The 21525-nt window shown below is 57.9% G+C and carries 18 protein-coding genes; 8 read left to right on the top strand and 10 right to left on the bottom strand.

Translation table 11 applies throughout. The features are described 5' to 3' along the window. Positions 1-86: 86 nt before the first annotated feature. Positions 87-1061: an NAD(P)H-dependent flavin oxidoreductase gene (locus CFB02_RS00620; protein ID WP_088556431.1), complete on the top strand. Its 975-nt coding sequence runs from the start codon at positions 87-89 to the stop codon at positions 1059-1061. Here the strand turns inward: CFB02_RS00620 and CFB02_RS00615 are convergent. The 4 genes from CFB02_RS00615 to CFB02_RS00595 form a co-directional block, all read right to left on the bottom strand. Continuing rightward, entirely contained in the window at positions 1058-2998 is a 1941-nt protein-coding gene (locus tag CFB02_RS00615) for a methyl-accepting chemotaxis protein (RefSeq protein ID WP_088556429.1), read from the bottom strand. The genes CFB02_RS00620 and CFB02_RS00615 overlap by 4 nt on opposite strands. Before the next feature lie 127 nt (positions 2999-3125). Next, complete coding sequence (locus CFB02_RS00610; protein ID WP_088556427.1) at positions 3126-4616, bottom strand: DUF5666 domain-containing protein; 1491 nt, start codon at positions 4614-4616, stop codon at positions 3126-3128. A gap of 443 nt (positions 4617-5059) precedes the next feature. Next, positions 5060-5908 (bottom strand): DUF6502 family protein, encoded by an 849-nt coding sequence (locus CFB02_RS00600; protein ID WP_088556423.1) that lies wholly within the window; start codon positions 5906-5908, stop codon positions 5060-5062. Positions 5909-5990: 82 nt separating this feature from the next. After that, on the bottom strand, positions 5991-7451 hold the full coding sequence (locus CFB02_RS00595) for a DUF5666 domain-containing protein (RefSeq protein ID WP_088556421.1): 1461 nt from the start codon (positions 7449-7451) through the stop codon (positions 5991-5993). 205 nt (positions 7452-7656) lie between these two features. On the opposite strand from CFB02_RS00595, the gene CFB02_RS18060 reads away from it, so the two are divergent. Continuing rightward, positions 7657-7833 (top strand): DUF6435 family protein, encoded by a 177-nt coding sequence (locus CFB02_RS18060; protein WP_108017796.1) that lies wholly within the window; start codon positions 7657-7659, stop codon positions 7831-7833. A 69-nt stretch (positions 7834-7902) separates the two neighbouring features. Continuing rightward, the gene (locus CFB02_RS00590; protein WP_088556419.1) at positions 7903-8685 is read left to right on the top strand and encodes a substrate-binding periplasmic protein; all 783 of its coding nucleotides are present in this window, start codon (positions 7903-7905) and stop codon (positions 8683-8685) included. Here CFB02_RS00590 and CFB02_RS00585 read toward each other — a convergent pair. The 6 genes from CFB02_RS00585 to tkt all read right to left on the bottom strand — a co-directional run bounded on the left by CFB02_RS00585 (position 8670) and on the right by tkt (position 15536). Next, positions 8670-9026 carry a chaperone modulator CbpM gene (locus CFB02_RS00585; protein ID WP_088556417.1) on the bottom strand — a complete coding sequence of 119 codons (357 nt, stop codon included), beginning with the start codon at positions 9024-9026 and terminating at the stop codon, positions 8670-8672. The genes CFB02_RS00590 and CFB02_RS00585 overlap by 16 nt on opposite strands. 13 nt (positions 9027-9039) lie before the next feature. Next, the gene (locus tag CFB02_RS00580; RefSeq protein ID WP_088556415.1) at positions 9040-10011 is read right to left on the bottom strand and encodes a DnaJ C-terminal domain-containing protein; all 972 of its coding nucleotides are present in this window, start codon (positions 10009-10011) and stop codon (positions 9040-9042) included. A gap of 154 nt (positions 10012-10165) precedes the next feature. Then, positions 10166-11230, bottom strand: a complete 1065-nt coding sequence (gene fba / locus CFB02_RS00575) for a class II fructose-bisphosphate aldolase (protein WP_088556413.1) — start codon at positions 11228-11230, stop codon at positions 10166-10168. 54 nt (positions 11231-11284) lie between these two features. Beyond that, positions 11285-12445, bottom strand: coding sequence for a phosphoglycerate kinase (locus CFB02_RS00570; protein WP_088556411.1), 1161 nt, complete (start codon positions 12443-12445; stop codon positions 11285-11287). Positions 12446-12492: 47 nt separating this feature from the next. Then, positions 12493-13536 carry a type I glyceraldehyde-3-phosphate dehydrogenase gene (gene gap / locus CFB02_RS00565; protein WP_088556409.1) on the bottom strand — a complete coding sequence of 348 codons (1044 nt, stop codon included), beginning with the start codon at positions 13534-13536 and terminating at the stop codon, positions 12493-12495. Then, on the bottom strand, positions 13536-15536 hold the full coding sequence (gene tkt, locus CFB02_RS00560) for a transketolase (RefSeq protein ID WP_088556407.1): 2001 nt from the start codon (positions 15534-15536) through the stop codon (positions 13536-13538). Before tkt ends, gap begins: the two co-directional genes overlap by 1 nt. Before the next feature lie 235 nt (positions 15537-15771). On the opposite strand from tkt, the gene CFB02_RS00555 reads away from it, so the two are divergent. The 5 genes from CFB02_RS00555 (at position 15772) to CFB02_RS00535 (ending at position 21468) form a co-directional block, all read left to right on the top strand. Then, on the top strand, positions 15772-16773 hold the full coding sequence (locus CFB02_RS00555) for a metalloregulator ArsR/SmtB family transcription factor (protein WP_088556405.1): 1002 nt from the start codon (positions 15772-15774) through the stop codon (positions 16771-16773). Positions 16774-16922: 149 nt separating this feature from the next. Continuing rightward, positions 16923-18113, top strand: a complete 1191-nt coding sequence (gene metK / locus CFB02_RS00550; RefSeq protein WP_062781245.1) for a methionine adenosyltransferase — start codon at positions 16923-16925, stop codon at positions 18111-18113. A gap of 68 nt (positions 18114-18181) precedes the next feature. Further along, a complete protein-coding gene (gene ahcY / locus CFB02_RS00545) occupies positions 18182-19576 on the top strand; it encodes an adenosylhomocysteinase (RefSeq protein ID WP_088556403.1) in 1395 nt (464 codons plus the stop codon). A 12-nt stretch (positions 19577-19588) separates the two neighbouring features. Further along, positions 19589-20458, top strand: coding sequence for a methylenetetrahydrofolate reductase [NAD(P)H] (gene metF / locus CFB02_RS00540; RefSeq protein WP_088556401.1), 870 nt, complete (start codon positions 19589-19591; stop codon positions 20456-20458). A gap of 251 nt (positions 20459-20709) precedes the next feature. Then, a complete protein-coding gene (locus CFB02_RS00535) occupies positions 20710-21468 on the top strand; it encodes a transporter substrate-binding domain-containing protein (RefSeq protein WP_088556400.1) in 759 nt (252 codons plus the stop codon). Positions 21469-21525: the final 57 nt, after the last annotated feature.

The raw sequence follows: 21525 nt of genomic DNA, 5'->3' as shown, positions 1-21525 counted from the left end.
TAGCTCGCGACCGTTTTCAGATCGGGCGCGGCACGCTAAGATCCTTTATATCCTACAAAAGTTCCAACAAAAATTAAGGAATCCTCATGCCATTGCCCGCTTCCCTGACAGACTCTCTCTCACTGCCCCTGGTGGCCGCACCCATGTTTCTGATCTCCGGGCCCGAACTGGCGCTCGCCTGCTGCAAGCAGGGCATCGTTGGCAGTTTCCCGGCTTTGAACCAACGCACCAGCGAGGGCTTTGAGGAATGGCTGATCCAGATGAACGAAGAGCTGGCCGCTTACCGAAGCGCCAATCCGGAAGCAAAAACGGCGCCCTACGCCGTGAACCTGATCGTGCACCGGACCAATCCGCGCTGGCAGGCAGACCTGGAACTGTGTGTTAAACACAAGGTGCCCATTATCATTACCTCTCTGGGTGCCGCCAGCCAGGTGGTGGAGGCGGTGCACAGCTACGGCGGGGTGGTGTTCCATGACGTGACCAACCAGAAGCATGCCCGCAAGGCGGCCGAAGCCGGTGTGGACGGCATTATTGCCGTGGCAGCGGGTGCCGGTGGCCATGCGGGCACGATCAACCCGTTCGTTCTGGTGCATGAAATCCGGGAAGTCTTTGACGGCACGATTTTGCTGGCCGGGGGGCTGTCCCATGGTGAGGATCTGCTGGCGGCCCAGGCCCTCGGTGCGGACCTGGCCTACCTGGGCACCCGCTTTATCAACACCTTCGAGTCCGAGGCCGATGAGGCCTACCGGAACATGATCATTGAAGCGGTGTCAGGCGACATAATTCATACCCCGGCGGTATCCGGTGTGCCCGCCAGCTTTATGCGCCAAAGCCTGGAAGCGGCCGGCTTCCCCATGGACAAACTTAACCAGGCCGGCGAGATCAACTACGGCGAAAAACTGAAGCCCATTGATGATGAAGCCAAGGCCTGGAAAACCGTGTGGTCGGCCGGCCAGGGCGTCAGCCAGATCCACGACGTGCTCACCGCCCCGGAACTGGTGAGCCGTCTGACCGAGGAGTACAGAAACGCCCGGGAGCGCCTGTTATCGACAGGTTCCTAAACCTGGAACTGTGAGGCTTTATCCTTCAACGAGGTCAGTGTCCGGGCAATCTGGCCGCTGGCCTCGTCGGAGCGCTCAATGGCTTCCACCGTCTCGCGGGAGGAGCCTGCAATATCGCTCACGCTCACACTGACTTCACTGGCATGCCGGCCCTGCTCTTCCGCCACGGATGAAATAGCCATAGCCCGATCCTGAAGGCTGCTGAGCAACTGGTTGATACGGTCGAAATGCTCGTCAGCCCGACGGAACTCCGACGACGACTCCGCAACCTGCCCTGACACCTTGCCAATGGCGCTGACAGCCTGCCGGCTGCCCTGCTGCAGACGTTCAATGATGGACTGGATTTCGGTGGTGGATTCCTGGGTCCGGCTCGCCAGAGTGCGGACCTCATCGGCCACCACGGCAAAGCCCCGGCCGGATTCTCCGGCGCGAGCGGCCTCGATGGCGGCGTTGAGAGCCAGCAGGTTGGTCTGCTCTGCGATGGCGCCGATCACTGACAGCACCGATCCGATTTCCTTGCTCTGGTGATCCAGCTGATTGACCGCTTCCACCGCCTGTTCAACATTACGGACTACCTGATCCAACCGGTTCCGCACTTCCCGGGAAATCCCCGCGGTGGCCTCACTCTCGGAACTGACGTTGCTGACCGAGCCTGCGATGTCCTGAATGTTTTCAGCCACCTCGGAAATACTCCGGGACATGGCGTCCATGGTGCCGGACACCTCTGCCACCTCCTGCTCCTGACGATTCACCGCCGCTACCGCACTGCGACTGATATCCCCCTGAGCCTGGGCCTGGCCAGCGGCCGATTCGGCCGACTCCTTGACGTCGGAAACCAGCTCCTGGATACGGGCAATGAACCGGTTCACGCCCTGGGCCATTTCGGTGAGCTCATCCTTGCCTTTCATGGATACCCGGCGGGTAAGATCTGCCTCACCATCGGCAATTCCCCATATCGCGGAGCTCAAACGGAAAACTCTGGGCAGCAAGCCTCCGCCGAGCACCAGGGCGACCAGCAGGATCAGAACCACCACGGAACCGATTGCCAACATGCTCAAATTGGCGGAGAGGCTCGAGGCTTCGGTATTCAACGCCTCCACAGTGTTCTGGATTCTGGAGCGAGTGTCAGCGTCCATACTCGCCAACTGCTGCTGAAGGCGCTGGTTAACCTGCTCGGTTTCTGATTCGAGGGTGTCATGCAGCGCGTCGATGCTGCCGGTGATGGTAGCGCTGAATTCCTGCTCCAGAGCCGCCAGGTCCTGATTGATGCCTTCGAGCGACAGTCCCAGCTTCAGCTGACCAATGGCGGAACCCTGGGGAGCGATATCGGCAGTAATGATGACCACGTTGGGGTCGCGACTTGCCGCATCCAGGACCCGATTTGCCGCACCACGACCTTCCCCCTGCTCCATTAAGGTGCGCACCCGGTCATCGGTGCGGTCCACATAACGGGTCAGGCGTTCACCGTACTGGTCGTAATACACGGCAAACAGAACCGATTCACGGGCGTCGGCCAGTTCGACAAGATCGGTGAGGCGCGGGACATCCCGATCCCAGATCAGCGGGGCCGCAACAGCGGCGAGGACATCAGCCAGACCCTGGGCTTCCGCCATGACAGCGGTGCGAACGTTGCCGGCAACGCGTTCCTGCTGCGCCGTCTGCTGGCGGGTGAGTTCGGCGGAGAGTTCCTCGGTGGTCTTCTGCCGCATGGTCTCCAGGCGGGATCGGACATCCTCACGGGTATCACCGAAGGAGGCACTGACCTGCTGGCTGCTGGCCTCAAGGGCGGACCCTGCGGTGTCTACCAGGCGCTCTACCTGGCTGGAAATCAGCCACTGGCTGACCAGGACCTGAACCAGACCGGCAACGACCAGAACAACAAAAACCGGTCGGAGAAGGCGGCTAGAAATCAGCCGCCGGATAAAACTGAGTGACATACGGACTCCGCTAGCATGTGTGCTTCATGCATCCTGCACAGTCGGCAACAGCGTCCCTGCTTGGCGTGTCCGTATGTATAGCAAAACCCGGGCCTGAATAGCGCGCTTTTATGTACGGGTTTTGTAGTCAGTCGTTATCGTTTTCTTCGAGTTCGATTTCATCGATCACATAGCGAGTTCCTATAAATTCGTACTCAACCTCTACTTGTGGCCTTTCGCTAGCATCAACAAGGCCTTGGAGCGCACTTTGCGAAATGCCATCGAAGTCAGTGTCCTGAACGATGTATATATCTACTCCCAACACCCGAATTCGATCGTTAACCATTTCCGAGATTCGACCAACCAGCTCGAACTGCCCCGCTGGAGAATCATCATTCCGCTCGATCTTCAGAGCCTCCAGGTAAACCCTGCCGTCGCCTTCTGATCTCTCTATTCCCTCGACCTCCAGCTGCCGCGGCAACTCAAGATCGCTGAGCGAAAGCCGGACATCATCGTCATCACCGGCAATGATGGTCAGCGGTGTCACCTTCACCAGAACGCCGCCAACTCTGAACTGACCCAGAGTGAGATCAATCTCCTGCGCTGGCCCCCCCTCAAGTTCAGAATCTGCTTCACGCAACTCAATTTCATCAGCGGTTACGGAACCATCGGCCTCGAAGTCACCTTCAACCTGCACGAGAGCTCGCTCAACCAAACCATCAGGACCGGAAAGGCCATCGAACTCGGTTGCACTGGTCACGCGAACAGTAATGCCATTGACCGTGAAGGTGCCGGTTGCCTGGTTGTACGCAGCCGAGACGGGCCCTACGAACTCAATGTCCTCATCGGTGCCGGGAAGGTACCGGCGGAAATCGTCTGGCCTGATTTCCTCTGCCATCAGCGTGCTACCAGAAATATAGCCTTCTACTTCCACGGCAACGCCATTTCCAAGGTCAGAGAGAGCCAGTCCATCAGGTATCGCGCCAGAGTAATTCACTAGCTGCGATCCAATCCGGAAATCCGTCCCGGAGAATTGAGAGATAACACCCTCGAGCTCTACCTCGTTCAGATCACCGAAATCGTCGCTGTTATTCTGTGTCCGAAGACCCAGATAGCTGGCACGGAACTCACCATTCGGCAGACGCCACCCGGACATTCGCACAAATTCGCCACCCGAATTGCTGAGAGTCTCAACGGTCGTTCCCTTGACCACAGTCTGGGCGTCAATTCTCACGGTCTGCCCGAGAATCTGAACCGTCGCGGTTTTGCTGATGGGATCCCAGGGGGTTGTGACTTGCATGATTCCACGAAGGGTATCGTCGTACTCAACGCTTTCCGCATCACCGAGGCCAGTGGTTGCCCACTCGCCATCAACCCGCAGGATCATACCGACAACAAGCCGATCTTCCCGAGCGATACCGTCATCACCAACGACATTGCGATCGGTACTGAACTCCACACCATTAACAAACACACTCCCAAACCCCGAAACGGGTCCAACGCTTGAGCCCGTGCCCCGAATACCTCCATCGGCCACATCCAGTCCGCCGCCCCCGGCACCGCCACAGGCGGAAATCACACCGAAGGCCACCGTACCGGCAGCCAGCCCGAAAACACGATTGCGAAGTTGCCGTTTCATGCCTTTTTTCTCCCTTACCGACGTTCCTGACCGGTATCTCTTATATAGCATCATCAAAGCGCCTGCGAGGAATCTCAAACTCGGTTTCAAACTCCTGGTCGAGTCGGGGCTTGTGGGCAAGCCGGGGCTGCGACGGCGCGTAGACACTTCGTCTTAACATCAGATATCCGCTATCCAGGGTCTCACCACCCCCTTACGAAGCAGCTCATTGAGAACAACCGCTGGTGCCAAATCGGGGTTAGTTGTTAGCACCAGATTGCGGAAAGAATTCGTGGCGTGATTGTTCATCATCAGCATGACAGGGTCGTGATGCTCATCGAGGAATTCGTTGGAGCTGATCCATGAGTGGATTACCTGCCTGGAAGGCCAAGAGAGTATCGTGCTCGCAAGCTCCGTTGGCTCCCAGCGACAAATGTTTGGCTGCCTCGTGAGACTCATAGCGGTTATTCTCCTTTCGGATCTTTACCGGCCGGCTCTTCAAAAAAGAAGATGCTCACACCCGTGCGGATAGACTCTCCGGATTCACTGTTGGACGTTTGCCCGGATATATCGCGGTCATGGGGCCCAAGCCATTGGTCCAGCTGTTCCAGAAGCGCCTGGGACTGGGCGGCTGCGTGCCTGCGCCAGCGCTCCATCACTTCCGGCGGGATGTTGTTATAGGTCAGGGTTCGCTGGAACAGCGGTGGCTGCCCGGATTCGTCGCTGACCAGATTGTGATCAATGGTCGCGATGAGATCCGACACATCCTCGCCGAAGATCTGGAGCATTTCCTCGCTGTCTCCAGCAGGAACATAGGCCCTTTGCTGCAGTACCAGCCCGCCGGACTCCCCGTCTACAGAAACCACGCCCACCCGAAGCAGCTCATCCAGCACGGCACGGGGCGGCATATCACCGCTGTAGCGTTTGACCAGCTCGCTGAAGCTTGCAGGCCCGTCGAAAGCCAGCATTGCAGGCTCTCCGTCCTCGGCCTGAAACACCGCATCGTGGACCCAGCCCGATACCACACGGGACGCCCGGTTGGTATGAAGCACGTCGCGGCTCCCAGCATCCTCCCCTGCCAGGATCTCCCGCTGGCGTTTGACTTCCTTGCGGGTCAGCCCGGTCATGACTGCAGCCCGTGAGTCCGTGGGCTTTCTCCGGTCGTCGGTGAAGTCCTCCAGGGCGGCTTCCACATAGGCACGTTTAACCAGCTCGGAGAACTCACCGAAAGGAATACCATTGCGCAACAGCAACCTCGCCAGAGGGCGCAGAATGCGAAACAGCGCTTGATGCAGGGGGTTGGGCTTTTTCATGTTTGGGATTGTATTCCCATAGCGACTTCGAAAGCCAGAATGCGGGCCGACAACACCCCGGCCCGCTCCGGTGGGTCACTGATCAATCATCGCTGTCACTGTCGTCATTGCTGTCGTCGACCTCGACGTTCTCGGTCAGCTCATACAGGCCACCGCTGGTCTGGCGGTACCCGATTTCCACTTCATCACCAACCTGGGCGCCGGAGAGGCTGTAGCCATTGCGAAGCACCTCAAGATTCATGATGGTGATGGAATCGGCTCCGATGGCACTCACCCGTGCCTCGAGCTCAAAATCGTCATCATCGTCGTCATCCTCGCGTTCAATGCTGATGGCCTCGAGGAATCCGCCTTCACTACTCTGCTGGCGACCTTCAATTTCGAGATAGTCTCCCACCTGCAGGCTCTGGATATCCTGGACACGACTGCGAAGGTCATCTTCGTCATCGTCGTCGTCATCAATCAGGGTATTGCCGGTCAGCTGGACCCGGACGCCACTGACGACCATGGTTTCATTGGTCAGATCAAGAGACTCGATGCGACCATCCAGCTCGGCATCGGAATCCCGGCCTTCGATCTCTTCAGCCACCAGGACGCCATTGCGGAAATCCCCTTCCACTTTCACAAACAGGCCATCGGCAAGGCTGCTTTCGCGGAGATCGTCGAACTCGGTGCCACCATCAATCTGGACGCGCACTCCATTTACCGAGAACTGACCACTGGCGGCGTCATAGTCATAAATGCTTCCGGAGATTTCGACATCGTCATCATCGTCGAAGAGGTCGTCCTCATCATCGATCTCCTCGGCCATGATGGTGTTGCCGTCCAGGTAGCCTTCCACTTCCACCCCGATTCCGTTTGCCAGATCGCCCAGTGAGAAGCCGTCATCGCCGACAGCGCTGGTGTAATCAACCAGGAAACCGTTGATGGTGAAGGTCTGGGCGCTTGTGTCCAGATCGGCAACAACGCCTTCAATTTCTACTTCGTTGTTGTCATCGAATTCCAGACCAATGGCCCGGGCACCAACAAAGCTTGCCCGGAAGCTGCCATCCTCAAGGCGCCATGCGCTGACTCTTACACGGTAGCCCTGGGGATTGTCGGCAAGAGCCGTTGGTGTTGCGCCGCGGAAAACGGTTTTGCCATCCAGGGCAATGCTCTGGCCAAGCATGGTGAGAGTTCCGGTGCGGGTAACCTCATCCCAACTCATGCCGGAAATTGGCCCGCGCAGGGTATCGTCATAACTGACCTTGTCCGCCCGCCCCTGACCACTGTCATCCCAATCGCCCTCAACTTTGAGGATCATGCCCTTTTCGAGCTGATCCTCGCGTTCCAGGCCATCGTCGCTGCTAACGCTGCCGTTGGTCTCAAATCGGGTACCGTTCACGTAAACACTGCCGAAACCGGATACCGCCCCGACACTGGTCCCCGATGAAGCATCACTTGTTGAGGCGTCTCCAGAGCCACCGCCTCCGCAAGCGGCGAGCGCGCCAGCAAGAGCGCCGGTCATGGCCAGTTTCACTGCTATTGCTAAAGGTTTGCGATTCATCGTTCTTCTCCAGGCTTGTTGTTGCGTCCCCGGGCGACCACGTTTTAGCACCCGACAATAAATTGGGAATTTTTTCCCATATCTGTAATTGGGAATTTAATCCCATTATTTTTGGCTGTCCAGTTTTCGATCATGAAAATTTTGTGAACTTTATGGAGCAAAAAACGTAAATCTTTGAACGTTAAACCAAAACAGGTTCATTAAGATGTTGGGATTTTTGAAAGGCGATCCGAAGAAAAAACTGCAGAAACAATACGAGGCGAAACTTGCCAAAGCACTGGACGCACAGCGCAATGGCGACCTGCGGACCCATGGAACCCTCATGGAGGAGGCCGAGAAAATCTATGCCGAGATACAACAGCTTTCTTCACAGGAAAAATAACAGCGGCATAGAAGTCCACCAGGTTCTACAATTTGTCATCAAAAGCGCAACTGGCAAATTGGCATAACCATGAAAGTTCTCCCGGGTGTCTTTACAGGGTTCCTGTTAACGTTTTCAGCCCTGATGTTTTTCGCCCAGTCCGCTTCGGCGGAGCGGCGCGCGCAGCTCAGGTTCTGCGAAGATCCCTGGGCCCCCTACACACTGGGAGAGATTGACTCTGTGCCCGAAGGCGGTATTGCCGTCGAGTTATTCAAGGAACTCGGAGAAAGGCTGGAGGTCGACTTCCAGCTGAGGCTGTTACCGTGGAAACGCTGTCTGTTGTGGGCAGAAACCGGCGACTACGACGGCGTCATGCTGCTGACCCGGAACGATGAACGGGCAGCCTACCTGACATTTACCGACTCCGTTCATGAAGACCAAAACCTGGTCTGGCATCAGGCAGACAGGCGTTTCGGTCACAGCTTTGAAAGCTTTGCCGACTTCAAGGGTGTTCGTATCGGTGTAACAGCTGGGTTCAACTACGGTGAAAGGTTCAACCAAGCCGTTGATGAATTCGATCTAGTGGTTGAAGAGGCGCCGAACATATTGAGCAACCTCCGGCGCCTCGACCTGGGACGTATAGACGTATTCCTGGTTAACAAACCTGCAGCCGAATTTTCGATGGTTGAATTCCCCGATTTGCGACAGCGGCTTACTTACGCAGATGGCCCTTTCGAAGCCCTGCCGTTTTATATAGGGCTGTCAAAGGCATCACCCGTGATCTTCGAGCTGGAACGTTTTAACCAGGCCATCGCCCACATGCGCGATGAAGGCACCCTCGAAAGGATTTTCAGCGCTCAGCCAGTGCCCTGATCCGGAGACAGCTGGGCCAGCCGCTGTTCCAGGCGCGCGACCTTCCTGCGCATGGTTTCAACTTCATCCAGCAGTTCCAGCGACAGGGCCAGCCCCGGCAGATTCATTTTCAGATCCCTTTGCAGTCTCTGGGCCTTGCGCAGCCGGCTGAGGGCCGCAATGTCGAACTGCCAGTGAACGGTCTCGGGCAAATCTTCCAACGGGGCGATGATGCCGAAATTGACCAGCTTGATAACGAACTCTGCGTGGCACTCGCCACGTTCGCAGATTTCACGCAGGGTGAAGGTGCTGCCACTCTGGTCAAGTACCTCTACCGTCAGCACATGATCTTTATTGCTCATACCTTACTCCCGCTCACACGTGAAGCTTGCTGCGTGGATTGAATTGCTTCTCGGCCTCGGCCAGCTGCTCGTAGAGCTTTTCGGCCTCAGGGCTGTGTTTCTCGGGCATGGCAATCTGCAGGATGACAATCTGATCGCCCGGGTGCTTGCCCGGGAAACCCTTACCCTTGAGGCGCAGCTTCCGTCCACTAGTGGAACCCTTCGGCACTTTTACATTCACCTTTGAGCCAACGGTTGGCACGGTCACCGTTGCTCCCAGGGCCGCTTCCCAGGGAGCAATCGGCACCGTGACCAGCACATCCCGGCCCTCCACCGCGAAATGTGGGTGGGGTGCCAGTTCCACTTCAATGAACAGATCGCCTGGTTCTCCGCCACCAATGCCCGGCGCTCCCTGGCCTTTGAGGCGAATATGCTGGCCCTCGCGCATGCCTGCGGGAATCTTCACTTTCAGGGTCTTTTGCCGCGGTATCACCCGGCCATGCTCATCGGCCTCATGTACCCCGAAAGAAACCTGCTTTTCACAGCCGTGAAACGCTTCTTCCATGAACAGGGCGAGCCTCGCATGCACATCCTCACCGCGCATTCTCATGTTCTGGCGGAAACCGCCACCACCGTGGCCCCCAGAGAAACCGCCCTGCCGGCCACCTCCGAATATCTCCTCGAAGAAGTCGCTGAACTGGCGCGCGTCGGCATCGGTATACCCTCCGCCACCGAAACCGGCACCGCTTTGCCAACCCGGAGGCGGCTCGAAAGAACCATCCGCCCTGGCGCCGTATTTACGTAGCTGGTCGTACTCCGCGCGCTTCTCGGGATCTTTCAGTACTTCGTAGGCTTCACCCACTTCCTTGAATTTGGTGTCGGCGTCCTCTTCCTTACTGACATCCGGATGGTATTTCCGTGCCAGTTTTCGGTAGGCTTTTTTTATCTCCTCGGCGGAGGCAGACTCACTCACACCGAGTACGGCGTAATAGTCTTTGAAGTCCATCAGGATCCTCACCACTGGTTATTCTGCTGGGCGTATGCCCGCTTACTAACCACTATATTTGATGAGATTGGGGAAATTACAAGGGGAAGGTCGTTCGTACTTGAGGTGGGTCAGGCATTTGGGGCGGAGATCCGCCCCAAATGAATGACAGAACTTACTTAACTTTCGGATCCAGCTCACCGGAAGCGTAACGCTCGAACATGCGCTCAAGGTTCATCGGCTTGATTTTGCTGGCGTTGCCGGCACAACCGAAGGCCTCGTACCGTGCGATGCACACCTCGGTCATGGCCTTCATGGTTTCCTTGAGGAATTTGCGCGGGTCGAACTCGGCCGGGTTTTCAGCCAGGAAGCGACGAACGGCACCAGTGCTGGCAAGGCGCAGGTCGGTATCGATGTTGACCTTGCGCACGCCGTGCTTGATGCCCTCTACGATTTCTTCGACCGGCACACCATAGGTTTCCGGAATCTCGCCACCGTATTCGTTGATGATCTTCAGCCACTCCTGGGGTACGGAGCTGGAGCCGTGCATAACCAGGTGGGTGTCCGGGATGCGGGCGTGGATGGCTTTGATCTGGTCGATGGCCAGGATGTCGCCTGTGGGCGGACGGGTAAACTTGTAGGCGCCGTGGCTGGTGCCGATGGCGATGGCCAGGGCATCAACGTGGGTTTTCTTGACGAAGTCCGCCGCTTCTTCCGGGTCGGTCAGCATCTGGCTGTGATCCAGGGTACCTTCGGCACCGATGCCGTCTTCTTCACCGGCCTGGCCGGTTTCGAGAGAACCCAGGCAGCCCAGCTCGCCTTCCACGGAGACACCACAGGCATGGGCCATTTCAACGGTGCGACGGGTAACGTCGACGTTGTATTCGTAGTCGGTGGGGGTTTTACCGTCTTCACCGAGGGAGCCGTCCATCATCACGGAGCTGAAGCCCAGCTGGATGGAGCGCTGGCACACGGAGGGACTGGTGCCATGGTCCTGGTGCATGACCACCGGGATGTGCGGGAATTCCTCGATGGCCGCCAGGATCAGATGGCGCAGAAATGGCGCACCGGCGTACTTACGGGCACCGGCGGAGGCCTGGACAATCACCGGCGAATCGGTTTTGTCGGCGGCTTCCATGATGGCGCGCATCTGTTCCAGGTTGTTGACGTTAAAGGCTGGCACACCGTAACCATGCTCGGCGGCGTGATCCAGCATTTGCCGCATCGAAATCAGGGCCATGGGTCGTCTCCTTCATTTGGACTTTAGGGATAGTTGGATTCTTTCAGTAACTCGTTACGCGCCGCGTTCTTCCAGCACCGCTACTGCCGGGAGCGTCTTGCCTTCTACGAATTCCAGAAACGCGCCACCACCGGTGGAGATATACGAGATTTTGTCAGCAACGCCGTACTTGTCAACGGCGGCGACGGTATCACCACCGCCGGCGAGGGAGAAGGCGTCGCTATCGGCGATGGCCTGAGCAAGTGCTTTGGTGCCGTTGCCGAACTGGTCGAACTCGAAAACGCCCACAGGGCCATTCCAGAGGATGGTCTTGGCGTTTTTCAGCAGTTCAGCGAATTCGCCTGCAGTCTCCGGGCCCACATCGAGAATCATGTCGTCGTCGGTGACGTCGGAGATGTTCTTGACCGTTGCGGTGGCGCTTTCGGCGAACTCGCTGGCAACAACCACGTCGACCGGCAGCGGGATTTTGACGCGGCTGGCGATGTCTTTGGCGGTGTCGATCAGGTCGTGCTCGCACAAGGACTTGCCCACCGGGTGACCGGCCGCGGCCAGGAAGGTGTTGGCGATGCCGCCGCCCACGATGATGGAGTCGCAAACCTTCTCAAGGGCGTTGAGCACGTCCAGTTTGGTGGAGACCTTGGAGCCGCCAACGATGGCCACCACGGGTTTGGCCGGGTTATCCAGGGCTTTGCCCAGGGCTTCGAGTTCGGCCGCCAGCAACGGGCCTGCGCAGGCTTCGGGGGCAAACCTGGCCACTCCGTGGGTGGAGGCCTGGGCGCGATGGGCGGTGCCGAAGGCGTCCATCACGTAAACATCGCACAGAGCCGCGTACTTCTTCGCGAGCTCTTCGTTGTCTTTCTTTTCGCCCTTGTTGAAGCGCACGTTCTCAAACAGGACAACTTCGCCATCGGCCACTTCAACGCCATCCAGGTAGTCCTTGATCAGGCGAACTTCCTGGCCCAGTACCTTGGTCAGGTGGTCGGCGACAGGCTTCATGGAGGACGCTTCGTCGTAAACGCCTTCTTCCGGGCGGCCGAGGTGGGACATCAGCATGACTTTGGCGCCCGCGTCTTTAGCGGCCTTGATGGTGGGCAATGACGCGCGAATGCGGGCATCACTGGAGACTTTGCCGTCCTTGACCGGCACGTTCAAATCTTCGCGGATCAGCACTCGCTTACCGGCGAGGTTAAGGTCGGTCATTCTCTTGATGGCCATAACAATCTTCCCTATGTCTGCATGAACTTGGGGTCAGATGAACGCTTTCATCTGACCCCGTTTTCAGTCTTGGTTAACCAGCTTTTGCTGACATCAAGCATCCGGTTCGCGAACCCCCACTCATTATCGAACCAGCACAGCACTTTCACCATAGTGCCTCCGGTTACCCGGGTCTGGCCGCCATCCACCACGCCGGAATGGGCGTCGTGGTTGAAGTCGGAGCTGGCCAGCAGTTCGTCGGTATAGCCGAGTATGCTCTTTAACGGGCCGTAAGCGGCCTCTTTTAACAGCCTGTTCACCGCTGCCACGTCGGTGGCTTTGCCCACATTCACCACCATGTCGATGGCGGAGACATTCATGGTCGGAACCCGCATGGCGACCGAACTGAACTTGCCTTCCATGCTCGGCAACAACCGCTCAATACCTTTCGCAAGACCGGTTTCCACCGGAACGATGTTGTGCAGGGCGCTGCGGGTTCGTCGCAAATCCTGGTGGTGGTAGGCATCGATAACCGGCTGGTCATTCATGGCCGCGTGAATTGTGGTGGTACTGCCCTGCTGCACACCAAAGGCGTCGTCCAGTACCTTGATCACAGGCACCAGGCAGTTGGTGGTGCAGGAAGCGGCTGCAACGATCACATCTTCCGGTGTGAGATCGGCGTGGTTGACCCCGTAGACAACGGTGCGGTCCACATCGGACTCGGCCGGCTGCGAGAAAAGCAGGCGGCTGGCCCCGGAATCGATGTGCTTCTCTGCCGTAGCACGATCCGAGAAGGCGCCGGAACATTCCAGTACCAGATCGACATCCAGCAGGCGCCAGGGCAGCTCTGCCGGGTCAGCGTGACTTAACACGCGGATGGCATCGCCATTGACCATCAGGTCCTGACCCGATACCGAAATGTCACCCTGAAAACGCCCGTGGGTGGAATCGTATCGGGTCAGGTGGGCAATGGTGTCGATATCCGACAACTCGTTGATCGCGACCACCTGCAGGTGGTCGCGGAAGCCGTTTTCATAAAGCGCACGCAACACGCACTGGCCGATTCGGCCGTACCCGTTGATGGCGACACGAAAAGGCGCAGAGTCCGTCATCAGGCGTCCAGCAGCTCAGCAGCCACTTCCAGGACATTGTCGACGGTAAAGCCGAATTCCTTGAACAGCTCGCCGGCCGGCGCGGACTCACCGAAGGTGGTCATGCCGATGATGCGACCGTCCAGGCCAACGTACTTGTACCAGTAATCGGCAATGCCGGCTTCGATGGCAATGCGGTTGGTGACATCCAGCGGCAGGACCTGCTGCTTGTACTCGGTGCTCTGGGCGTCGAACACGTCGGTGGACGGCATGGAAACCACGCGTACGTTCTTGCCCTGATCACGAAGCTGGGCAGCCGCGTCCTGCGCCAGGCCGACTTCGGAGCCGGTGGCAATCAGGATCAGGTCCGGCGTGCCTTCGCTGTCTGACAGGATATAGGCGCCCTTGGCTACGTCCGCCAACTGTTGGGCATCGCGCGGCTGTGCCGGCAGCCCCTGACGGGAAAAGACCATGGCGGTCGGGCCATCGGTGCGTTCAAGCGCTGCTTTCCAGGCCACTGCAGATTCAACAGTATCCGCCGGACGCCACATGCTCATGTTCGGCGTGGTGCGCAGGCTGGCCATCTGTTCGACCGGCTGATGGGTCGGGCCGTCTTCGCCCAGGCCGATGGAATCGTGGGTGAACACGAAGATGGAGCGCTGCTTCATCAAAGCTGCCATGCGCACGGCGTTGCGGCAGTATTCCATGAAGATCAGGAAGGTTGCGCCGTAAGGGACGAAACCGCCGTGCAGGGCGATGCCGTTCATGATCGCGGCCATGCCGAATTCACGAACGCCGTAGTAGATGTAGTTACCGCTGGCGTCTTCCTTGGTCAGACCCTTGGTGTCGGACCAGATGGTCAGGTTGGAGCCGGCGAGGTCGGCAGAGCCGCCCATCAGTTCCGGCAGCAGCGGGCCGTAAGCGTTCAGGGTGTTCTGGGACGCCTTGCGGGAAGCCACGGTTTCGGCCTTGTCCTGGCATTCCTGGATATAAGCCTGGGCTTTTTCGGCAAAGTCGGCAGGCAGGTCGCCAGCCATGCGGCGCTTGAACTCAGCCGCCAGTTCCGGCTCCGCCTTTTCGTAGACGGCAAACTTCTGCTCCCACTCGGACTGGGCAGCGCCACCTTTTTCACGGGCATTCCAGGCACTGGCAATGTCGGCCGGGATTTCGAACGGACCGTACTGCCAGCCCAACTGCTCGCGGGTCAGGGTGATTTCGTCGTCACCCAGGGGGGCACCGTGACAGCTTTCCTTGCCCTGTTTGTTCGGGGAACCGAAGCCGATGATGGTCTTGCAGCAGATCAGCGTGGGCTGCTCGGTGTTGGCGCGAGCGGCTTCGATCGCGGCGCGAATGGCGTCAGCATCATGGCCGTCGACTGCGGGAATCACCTGCCAGCCGTAAGACTCGAAACGCTGCGGGGTGTTATCAGTAAACCAGCCATCCACTTCGCCATCGATGGAGATTCCGTTGTCGTCGTAGAAGAACACAAGCTTGCCGAGGCCCAGGGTGCCCGCCAGGGAAGCCACTTCGTGAGAGATACCTTCCATGAGGCAGCCGTCGCCGAGGAACGCGTAGGTGTAGTGATCAACAATCTCGTGGCCCGGACGGTTGAACTGCGCTGCCAGGGACTTCTCGGCAATGGCAAAACCAACGGCGTTGGCAATGCCCTGGCCCAGGGGACCGGTGGTGGTTTCAATACCCGGGGTGTAGCCGTACTCGGGGTGGCCCGGCGTCTTGGAATGCAGCTGGCGGAAGTTCTTGATGTCTTCGATGGAAACGTCGTACCCGCTCAGGTGCAGCAGGGAGTACTGCAGCATGGAGCCGTGACCGTTGGACAGCACGAAGCGGTCCCGGTTGGCCCACTGAGGGTTGGCCGGGTTGTGGCTCAGGTAGTCGTTCCACAGTACCTCGGCGATATCCGCCATACCCATGGGCGCACCCGGGTGGCCGGACTTGGCTTTCTGAACCGCATCCATGCTCAGCGCGCGAATGGCGTTGGCGAGATCTTTACGAGACGGCATTGACGTTTCTCCAGTGTTTTGCAGGAAAAGAATTCGTAGTGATTAAAGGGCGATCAAAATGAGGCGCGTATTTTCGCCGATTAGTATGTGCCGGGGCAAATCGGCATGTGCCTGTTTCACGATTGTTTGCCTGTGGATTTCCGAAAGGTCTGATTTCAAAGAACGATAAATCTATATCAAAATTTTTTGATATGCCTATTGATTGACCACCCGAAGCCCCCTACACTTCGTTTCCATGACATCCATGAACACACACGCCGATAACCTGTCCTCCGTAGACGCACTGGCCCCGATCTTCAAAGCGGGCGGGGACCCATTGCGCCTGGAGATTCTGCGTGTGTTGAGACGGGATACGTTCGGAGTTCTGGAGCTCAGCCAGTTGTTTGATATGCGCCAGTCCGGCATGAGTCACCACCTGAAGGTAATGAACAAGGCTGGTCTGCTTGAGCCCCAGCGTGAAGGCAATGCGATTTTCTATCGCCGCCCGCTGCACCTGGACAGCGACAAGCCAACCGACCAGACCATCCGGCAGATATTTGAAGCGGTAGACCGGGTGCCATTGCCTCCACATCTGCAGGAGCGCATTGAGTCCATCCGCACACAACGCGCAGACCAGTCCCAGGCTTTTTTCGCCCGGCATGCGGAGCAGTTCCGCGAGCAGCAGGAACTGATCGCCGCCTTTGATCTTTACGCGGAGCCGGTCGCGGAAATGATCCGCAAAAGGTCCCGCAAACATCAATGGCAGGCCGCACTGGAAATCGGCCCCGGCGAAGGTGCCTTCCTGCCGGTTCTGGCAGAGCTTTGTGGGCATGTGGTTGCTCTGGATAACAGCCGGGACATGCTGGCCAAGGCCACCCGCACCTGCATTGATGAACGGCTGAACAACATCGACCTGATAGAAGGTGTTACCGACACCCTGCTGGCCAGGGGCGACGCCTTCGACCTGGTCGTTGCGAATATGGTTCTGCATCACGTGCCCAGCCCCGCTGACATCTTCCTTGATGCCGCGGCTTTGATAAACAACGGTGGCTGCTTCGTAATCAGCGACCTGTGCAGTCACGACCAGGACTGGGCAAAGGCGAACTGCGGTGATCTCTGGCTTGGGTTTGAGCCGGAAGAACTTACCACCTGGGCCGCGGACGCCGGCCTGGTTGCCGGAGAACAGCTGTTTATCGGCTTGCGGAACGGGTTCCAGATCCAGGTTCGGGAATTCTGGAAACACAGCGGTCAGATTTGACGACCTGGATCGCAATATCAACAAATTTTGATATACGGATACGTAGTTTTACGTATCCTCACACAGATCAACAAACCGGATACCGGAAAGCGCTTTAAGAAAACCGCTTACCGGCCTGAATTTGAATCGCTCACAGAGGAGCATGTGCTATGGCTGACTACAACATCTTCACTTCCGAATCGGTCTCTGAAGGCCATCCGGACAAACTGGCAGACCAGATCTCTGATGCCGTGCTGGACGCCATCCTGACCGACGATCCCCATGCCCGTGTTGCCTGCGAGACCATGGTAAAAACCGGTGTTGCCATCGTTGGCGGTGAGATCACCACCAGCGCCTGGGTGGATCTGGAAGACCTGGTGCGCGGCGTCATCAAGGACATTGGCTACACCTCCTCGAAAGTGGGCTACGACGGCGACACCTGCGGCATCATCAACATTATCGGCAAGCAGTCCGTCGATATCGCCCAGGGCGTTGATCGCCAGAAGCCTGAAGACCAGGGTGCCGGCGATCAGGGCCTAATGTTTGGCTATGCCAGCAACGAAACCGACGTACTCATGCCGGCACCGATCACTTTCTCTCACCGTCTGGTGCAGCGCCAGGCCGAGGCCCGCAAGAGTGGCCTGCTGCCGTGGCTGCGCCCGGACGCCAAGAGCCAGGTGACCTGCCGCTACGAAAACGGCCGGGTTGCCGGTATCGACGCGGTGGTTCTGTCCACCCAGCACGATGAGGACGTGACCCAGGAAGATCTGAAAGAAGCGGTGATGGAACTGATCGTCAAGCACGCCTTGCCGCCTGAGCTGCTGCACAAGGACACTCAATTCCACATCAACCCGACCGGCAAGTTTGTGATCGGTGGCCCCGTTGGTGACTGTGGCCTGACCGGCCGCAAGATCATCGTCGACACCTACGGCGGCATGGCACGCCACGGTGGCGGTGCGTTCTCGGGCAAGGATCCCTCCAAGGTGGACCGCTCCGCCGCCTATGCCGGCCGTTACGTAGCCAAAAACATCGTCGCCGCCGGCCTGGCCGACAAGTGCGAGATCCAGGTGTCCTACGCCATCGGCGTGGCCCAACCGACGTCGATCTCCCTGAACACCTTCGGAACCGGCAAGATCAGCGACGACAAGATCATTGAACTGGTACGCCAGAACTTCGATCTGCGTCCGTATGCGATTACCAACATGCTCGACCTGCTGCATCCGATGTATCGGGCAACGGCCGCCTACGGCCACTTTGGTCGCGACCCCTACGAAATGACGGTCGGCGGCAAGACCTTTACCGCCTTCCCGTGGGAAAAGACCGATCGCGCCGCGGCCCTGAAAGATGCGGCTGGTATCTAAATCGATTTCGGGCGTATGTCATCAGGCATACGCCCAAGCCAAACTGATTGAAATGACAGGAGAACACCATGAGCACTCCCGCAGAAAAGCTGAACAGCTTTGATGACTACAAAGTTCGCGATATTTCCCTGGCCGGCTGGGGCCGCAAGGAAATCAACATCGCTGAAGGCGAAATGCCGGCCCTGATTAAGCTCCGCGAGAAGTACAAAGCCGAGCAGCCTCTGAAAGGCGCCAATGTGATGGGCTGTATCCACATGACCATCCAGACCGCCGTGCTGATCGAGACGCTGGTTGAACTGGGTGCGAACGTACGCTGGTCCTCGTGCAACATCTTCTCCACCCAGGACCAGGCCGCGGCCGCCATCGCCGCGCAGGGCATTCCCGTGTTTGCCTGGAAAGGCGAAACCGACGAAGAATACGACTGGTGCCTGGAGCGCACGGTCGGAGCCGATGTGGACGGCTGGGAACCGAACATGATTCTGGACGACGGCGGCGATCTGACCGCCCTGCTCCATGAGAAGTACCCGGAAATCCTGGCTAACTGCCACGGCGTGACCGAAGAAACCACCACCGGTGTGCATCGTCTTCAGGAAATGCTGCGCGAGGGCACTCTGAAGGTGCCGGCCATCAACGTGAACGACGCGGTCACCAAGGCCAAGAACGACAACAAATACGGTTGTCGCCACAGCCTGAATGACGCCATCAAGCGCGCTACCGACCACCTGATGGCAGGCAAGAAAGCCCTGGTGATCGGCTATGGTGATGTCGGCAAGGGCTCTGCGGCTTCGCTGCGCCAGGAAGGCATGATTGTAAAAGTGACCGAGGCCGACCCCATCTGTGCCATGCAGGCCTGCATGGACGGGTTCGAAGTCGTGTCTCCGTACATTGACGGCGTGAACACCGGAACCGAGTCTGCCGTGAACCGCGACCTGCTGCAGAACACCGATCTGCTGGTCACCACCACCGGCAACATGAACGTGTGCGACGCGCATATGCTCAAAGCCCTGAAAAGCGGTGCCGTGGTGTGCAACATCGGTCACTTTGACAACGAGATCGATACCGCCTTCATGCGCAAGAACTGGGAATGGGACGAGGTGAAGCCACAGGTGCACGTTGTTTACCGCGACAAGGCCACCAACGACCACCTGATCCTGCTGTCCGAAGGCCGTCTGGTGAATCTGGGCAACGCCACCGGTCACCCGTCACGGATCATGGATGGCTCCTTTGCCAACCAGGTTCTGGCCCAGATGTATCTGTTCGAGCGCAAGTTCGCCGATCTGCCGGAAGATGCCCGCGAGAAAGGCGTATACGTTCAGGTTCTGCCCAAGCACCTGGACGAGGAAGTGGCTCGGGCCATGGTGGAAGGCTTTGGTGGTGTTATCACCAAGATGACGCCGGAGCAGGCCAAATACATCGGTGTACCTGTCGAAGGCCCGTACAAGCCAGAAAGCTACAAGTACTGATCGGGTAAACAGATGCAATCCCAGAAACAGTTCAAGCGCCGTTTCAGCTTTGAGTTTTTCCCGCCCAAGACGGACCAGGGCAAGGAAAAGCTGCAGAACGTGCGCAACCAGCTGGCCGAGGTGAACCCGGACTTTTTCTCGGTTACCTTCGGCGCCGGTGGTTCCACCCGGGACCGTACCATCGAGACCGTGCTCAACCTGCATAGCCAGGGCATTTCCACGGCACCTCATCTTTCCTGCGTCGGGGGCACCCGCCAGGAAATCGGCGAGCTGCTGGATCTGTACCGGGAGCACGGAATCAACCGGATTGTCGCCCTGCGGGGCGACATGCCCTCGGGTATGGGAGCCGCCGGTGAGCTGCGCTATGCCAACGAGCTGGTGGAGTTTATCCGCGAGCACAGCGGCGATACCTTTAACCTGGAAGTAGCCGCGTACCCTGAGTTTCATCCTCAGGCCCGCAACGCCGAAGAAGATCTGAAGAACTTTGCACGCAAGGTTCAGGCCGGTGCGAACAGCGCCATCACCCAGTACTTCTTTAATGCAGACAGCTACTTCTACTTCATCGACCGGCTGGAGAAAATGGGCGTTACCATTCCGGTGGTACCGGGCATCATGCCCATCGTCAATTTCTCCAACCTGGTTCGTTTTTCGGACATGTGCGGCGCGGAAATTCCTCGCTGGATTCGCAAACAGCTCGAAGCCTACGGCGACGACAGCGATTCCATCCGCAAGTTCGGTGAGGAAATGGTTACTGAGATGTGCGAGAAGCTCCTGGCAGCAGGCGCGCCGGGCTTGCATTTCTACACCCTGAATCAGGTAGAGCCCAGCATCAGCATCTGGAAGAATCTGGGCATCAGTGAGCGGGAGAAGATTGCTTTTTGAGGCACGGAAGCACCAAATCTCGCAGTGAATATGGGGTCAGATGAACGCTTTCATCTGACCCCTTTTTTATTCCCCGTCCGGCGGGACCTCCCCGCCAAGCATTTGATTTCCTGTATACATCTGCGTAATAGTCTAAAGTGTATGCGATGCAGTTCCATCAACGCTCCCCGGAGATCGCCGTCAACAGCAGTGATTGGTCCGGCTTGCCTTACCGGGCAAATGGAGCCTCATAAGAAAGAAAAGGAGAATGTATGAGCACGAAGTGGCTGAAGACCGTAAGCGCCAGTCTGGCACTGACCGTTGCCGCAGGAACCGTGAGCGCAGAAACCCTGCGCGTCGTCACTGACCCGAGTTTCGTTCCGTTTGAAATGATGGACCAGGAAACCGGTGAGATGATCGGTTTCGATATGGAGATCATCCGCGAGGTAGCCGACCGTGCAGGTTTCGAAATTGACCTCAACACCATGGACTTCAATGGCATCATCCCGGCGCTGCAAACTGGCAACGTCGACATTGCCATTGCCGGCATCACGATTACTGAAGAGCGTGAAGAAATCGTCGATTTCTCCGACCCGTACTACGATTCGGGTCTGCGAATCCTCGTTCGCGAGGGTAATGACGACGTTAGCGAATTCGACGACCTCGAAGGCAAGAAAATCGGCACCAAGATTGGTAGCACCAGTTATGACTACCTGGTCAAGAACCTTGAGGCCGATGACGGTGTAACCCCCTACCCGGGCAGCTCTGACATGTACATGGCGCTGATGTCCCGCGCCATTGATGCAGTGTTCTACGATGCGCCAAACGTAGGCTACTTTGCCCGCACCAAAGGCGAAGGCAAGGTGACAACCGTCGGCCCGCTGTACGAAGGCCAGCAGTATGGCATTGCCCTCAAGAGTGGCAGTGAGTGGGTTGATGATGTAAACGAAGCCCTTGCCGCAATGAAGGAAGATGGTACTTACAAAACCATCTACGAAAAATGGTTTGGCCCCATGCCCGAAGGCATGTAAGGGCTCCCGGACCCCAGAGGTCTGATTCCCTTTGCCGGGGCTTCACTGCCCCGGCAC

Origin of the sequence: Marinobacter sp. es.042 (assembly GCF_900188315.1) — a bacterium.
In the GTDB taxonomy this organism is placed as follows: Bacteria; Pseudomonadota; Gammaproteobacteria; order Pseudomonadales; family Oleiphilaceae; genus Marinobacter.
This window is presented reverse-complemented; position numbering and strand designations above follow the sequence as displayed.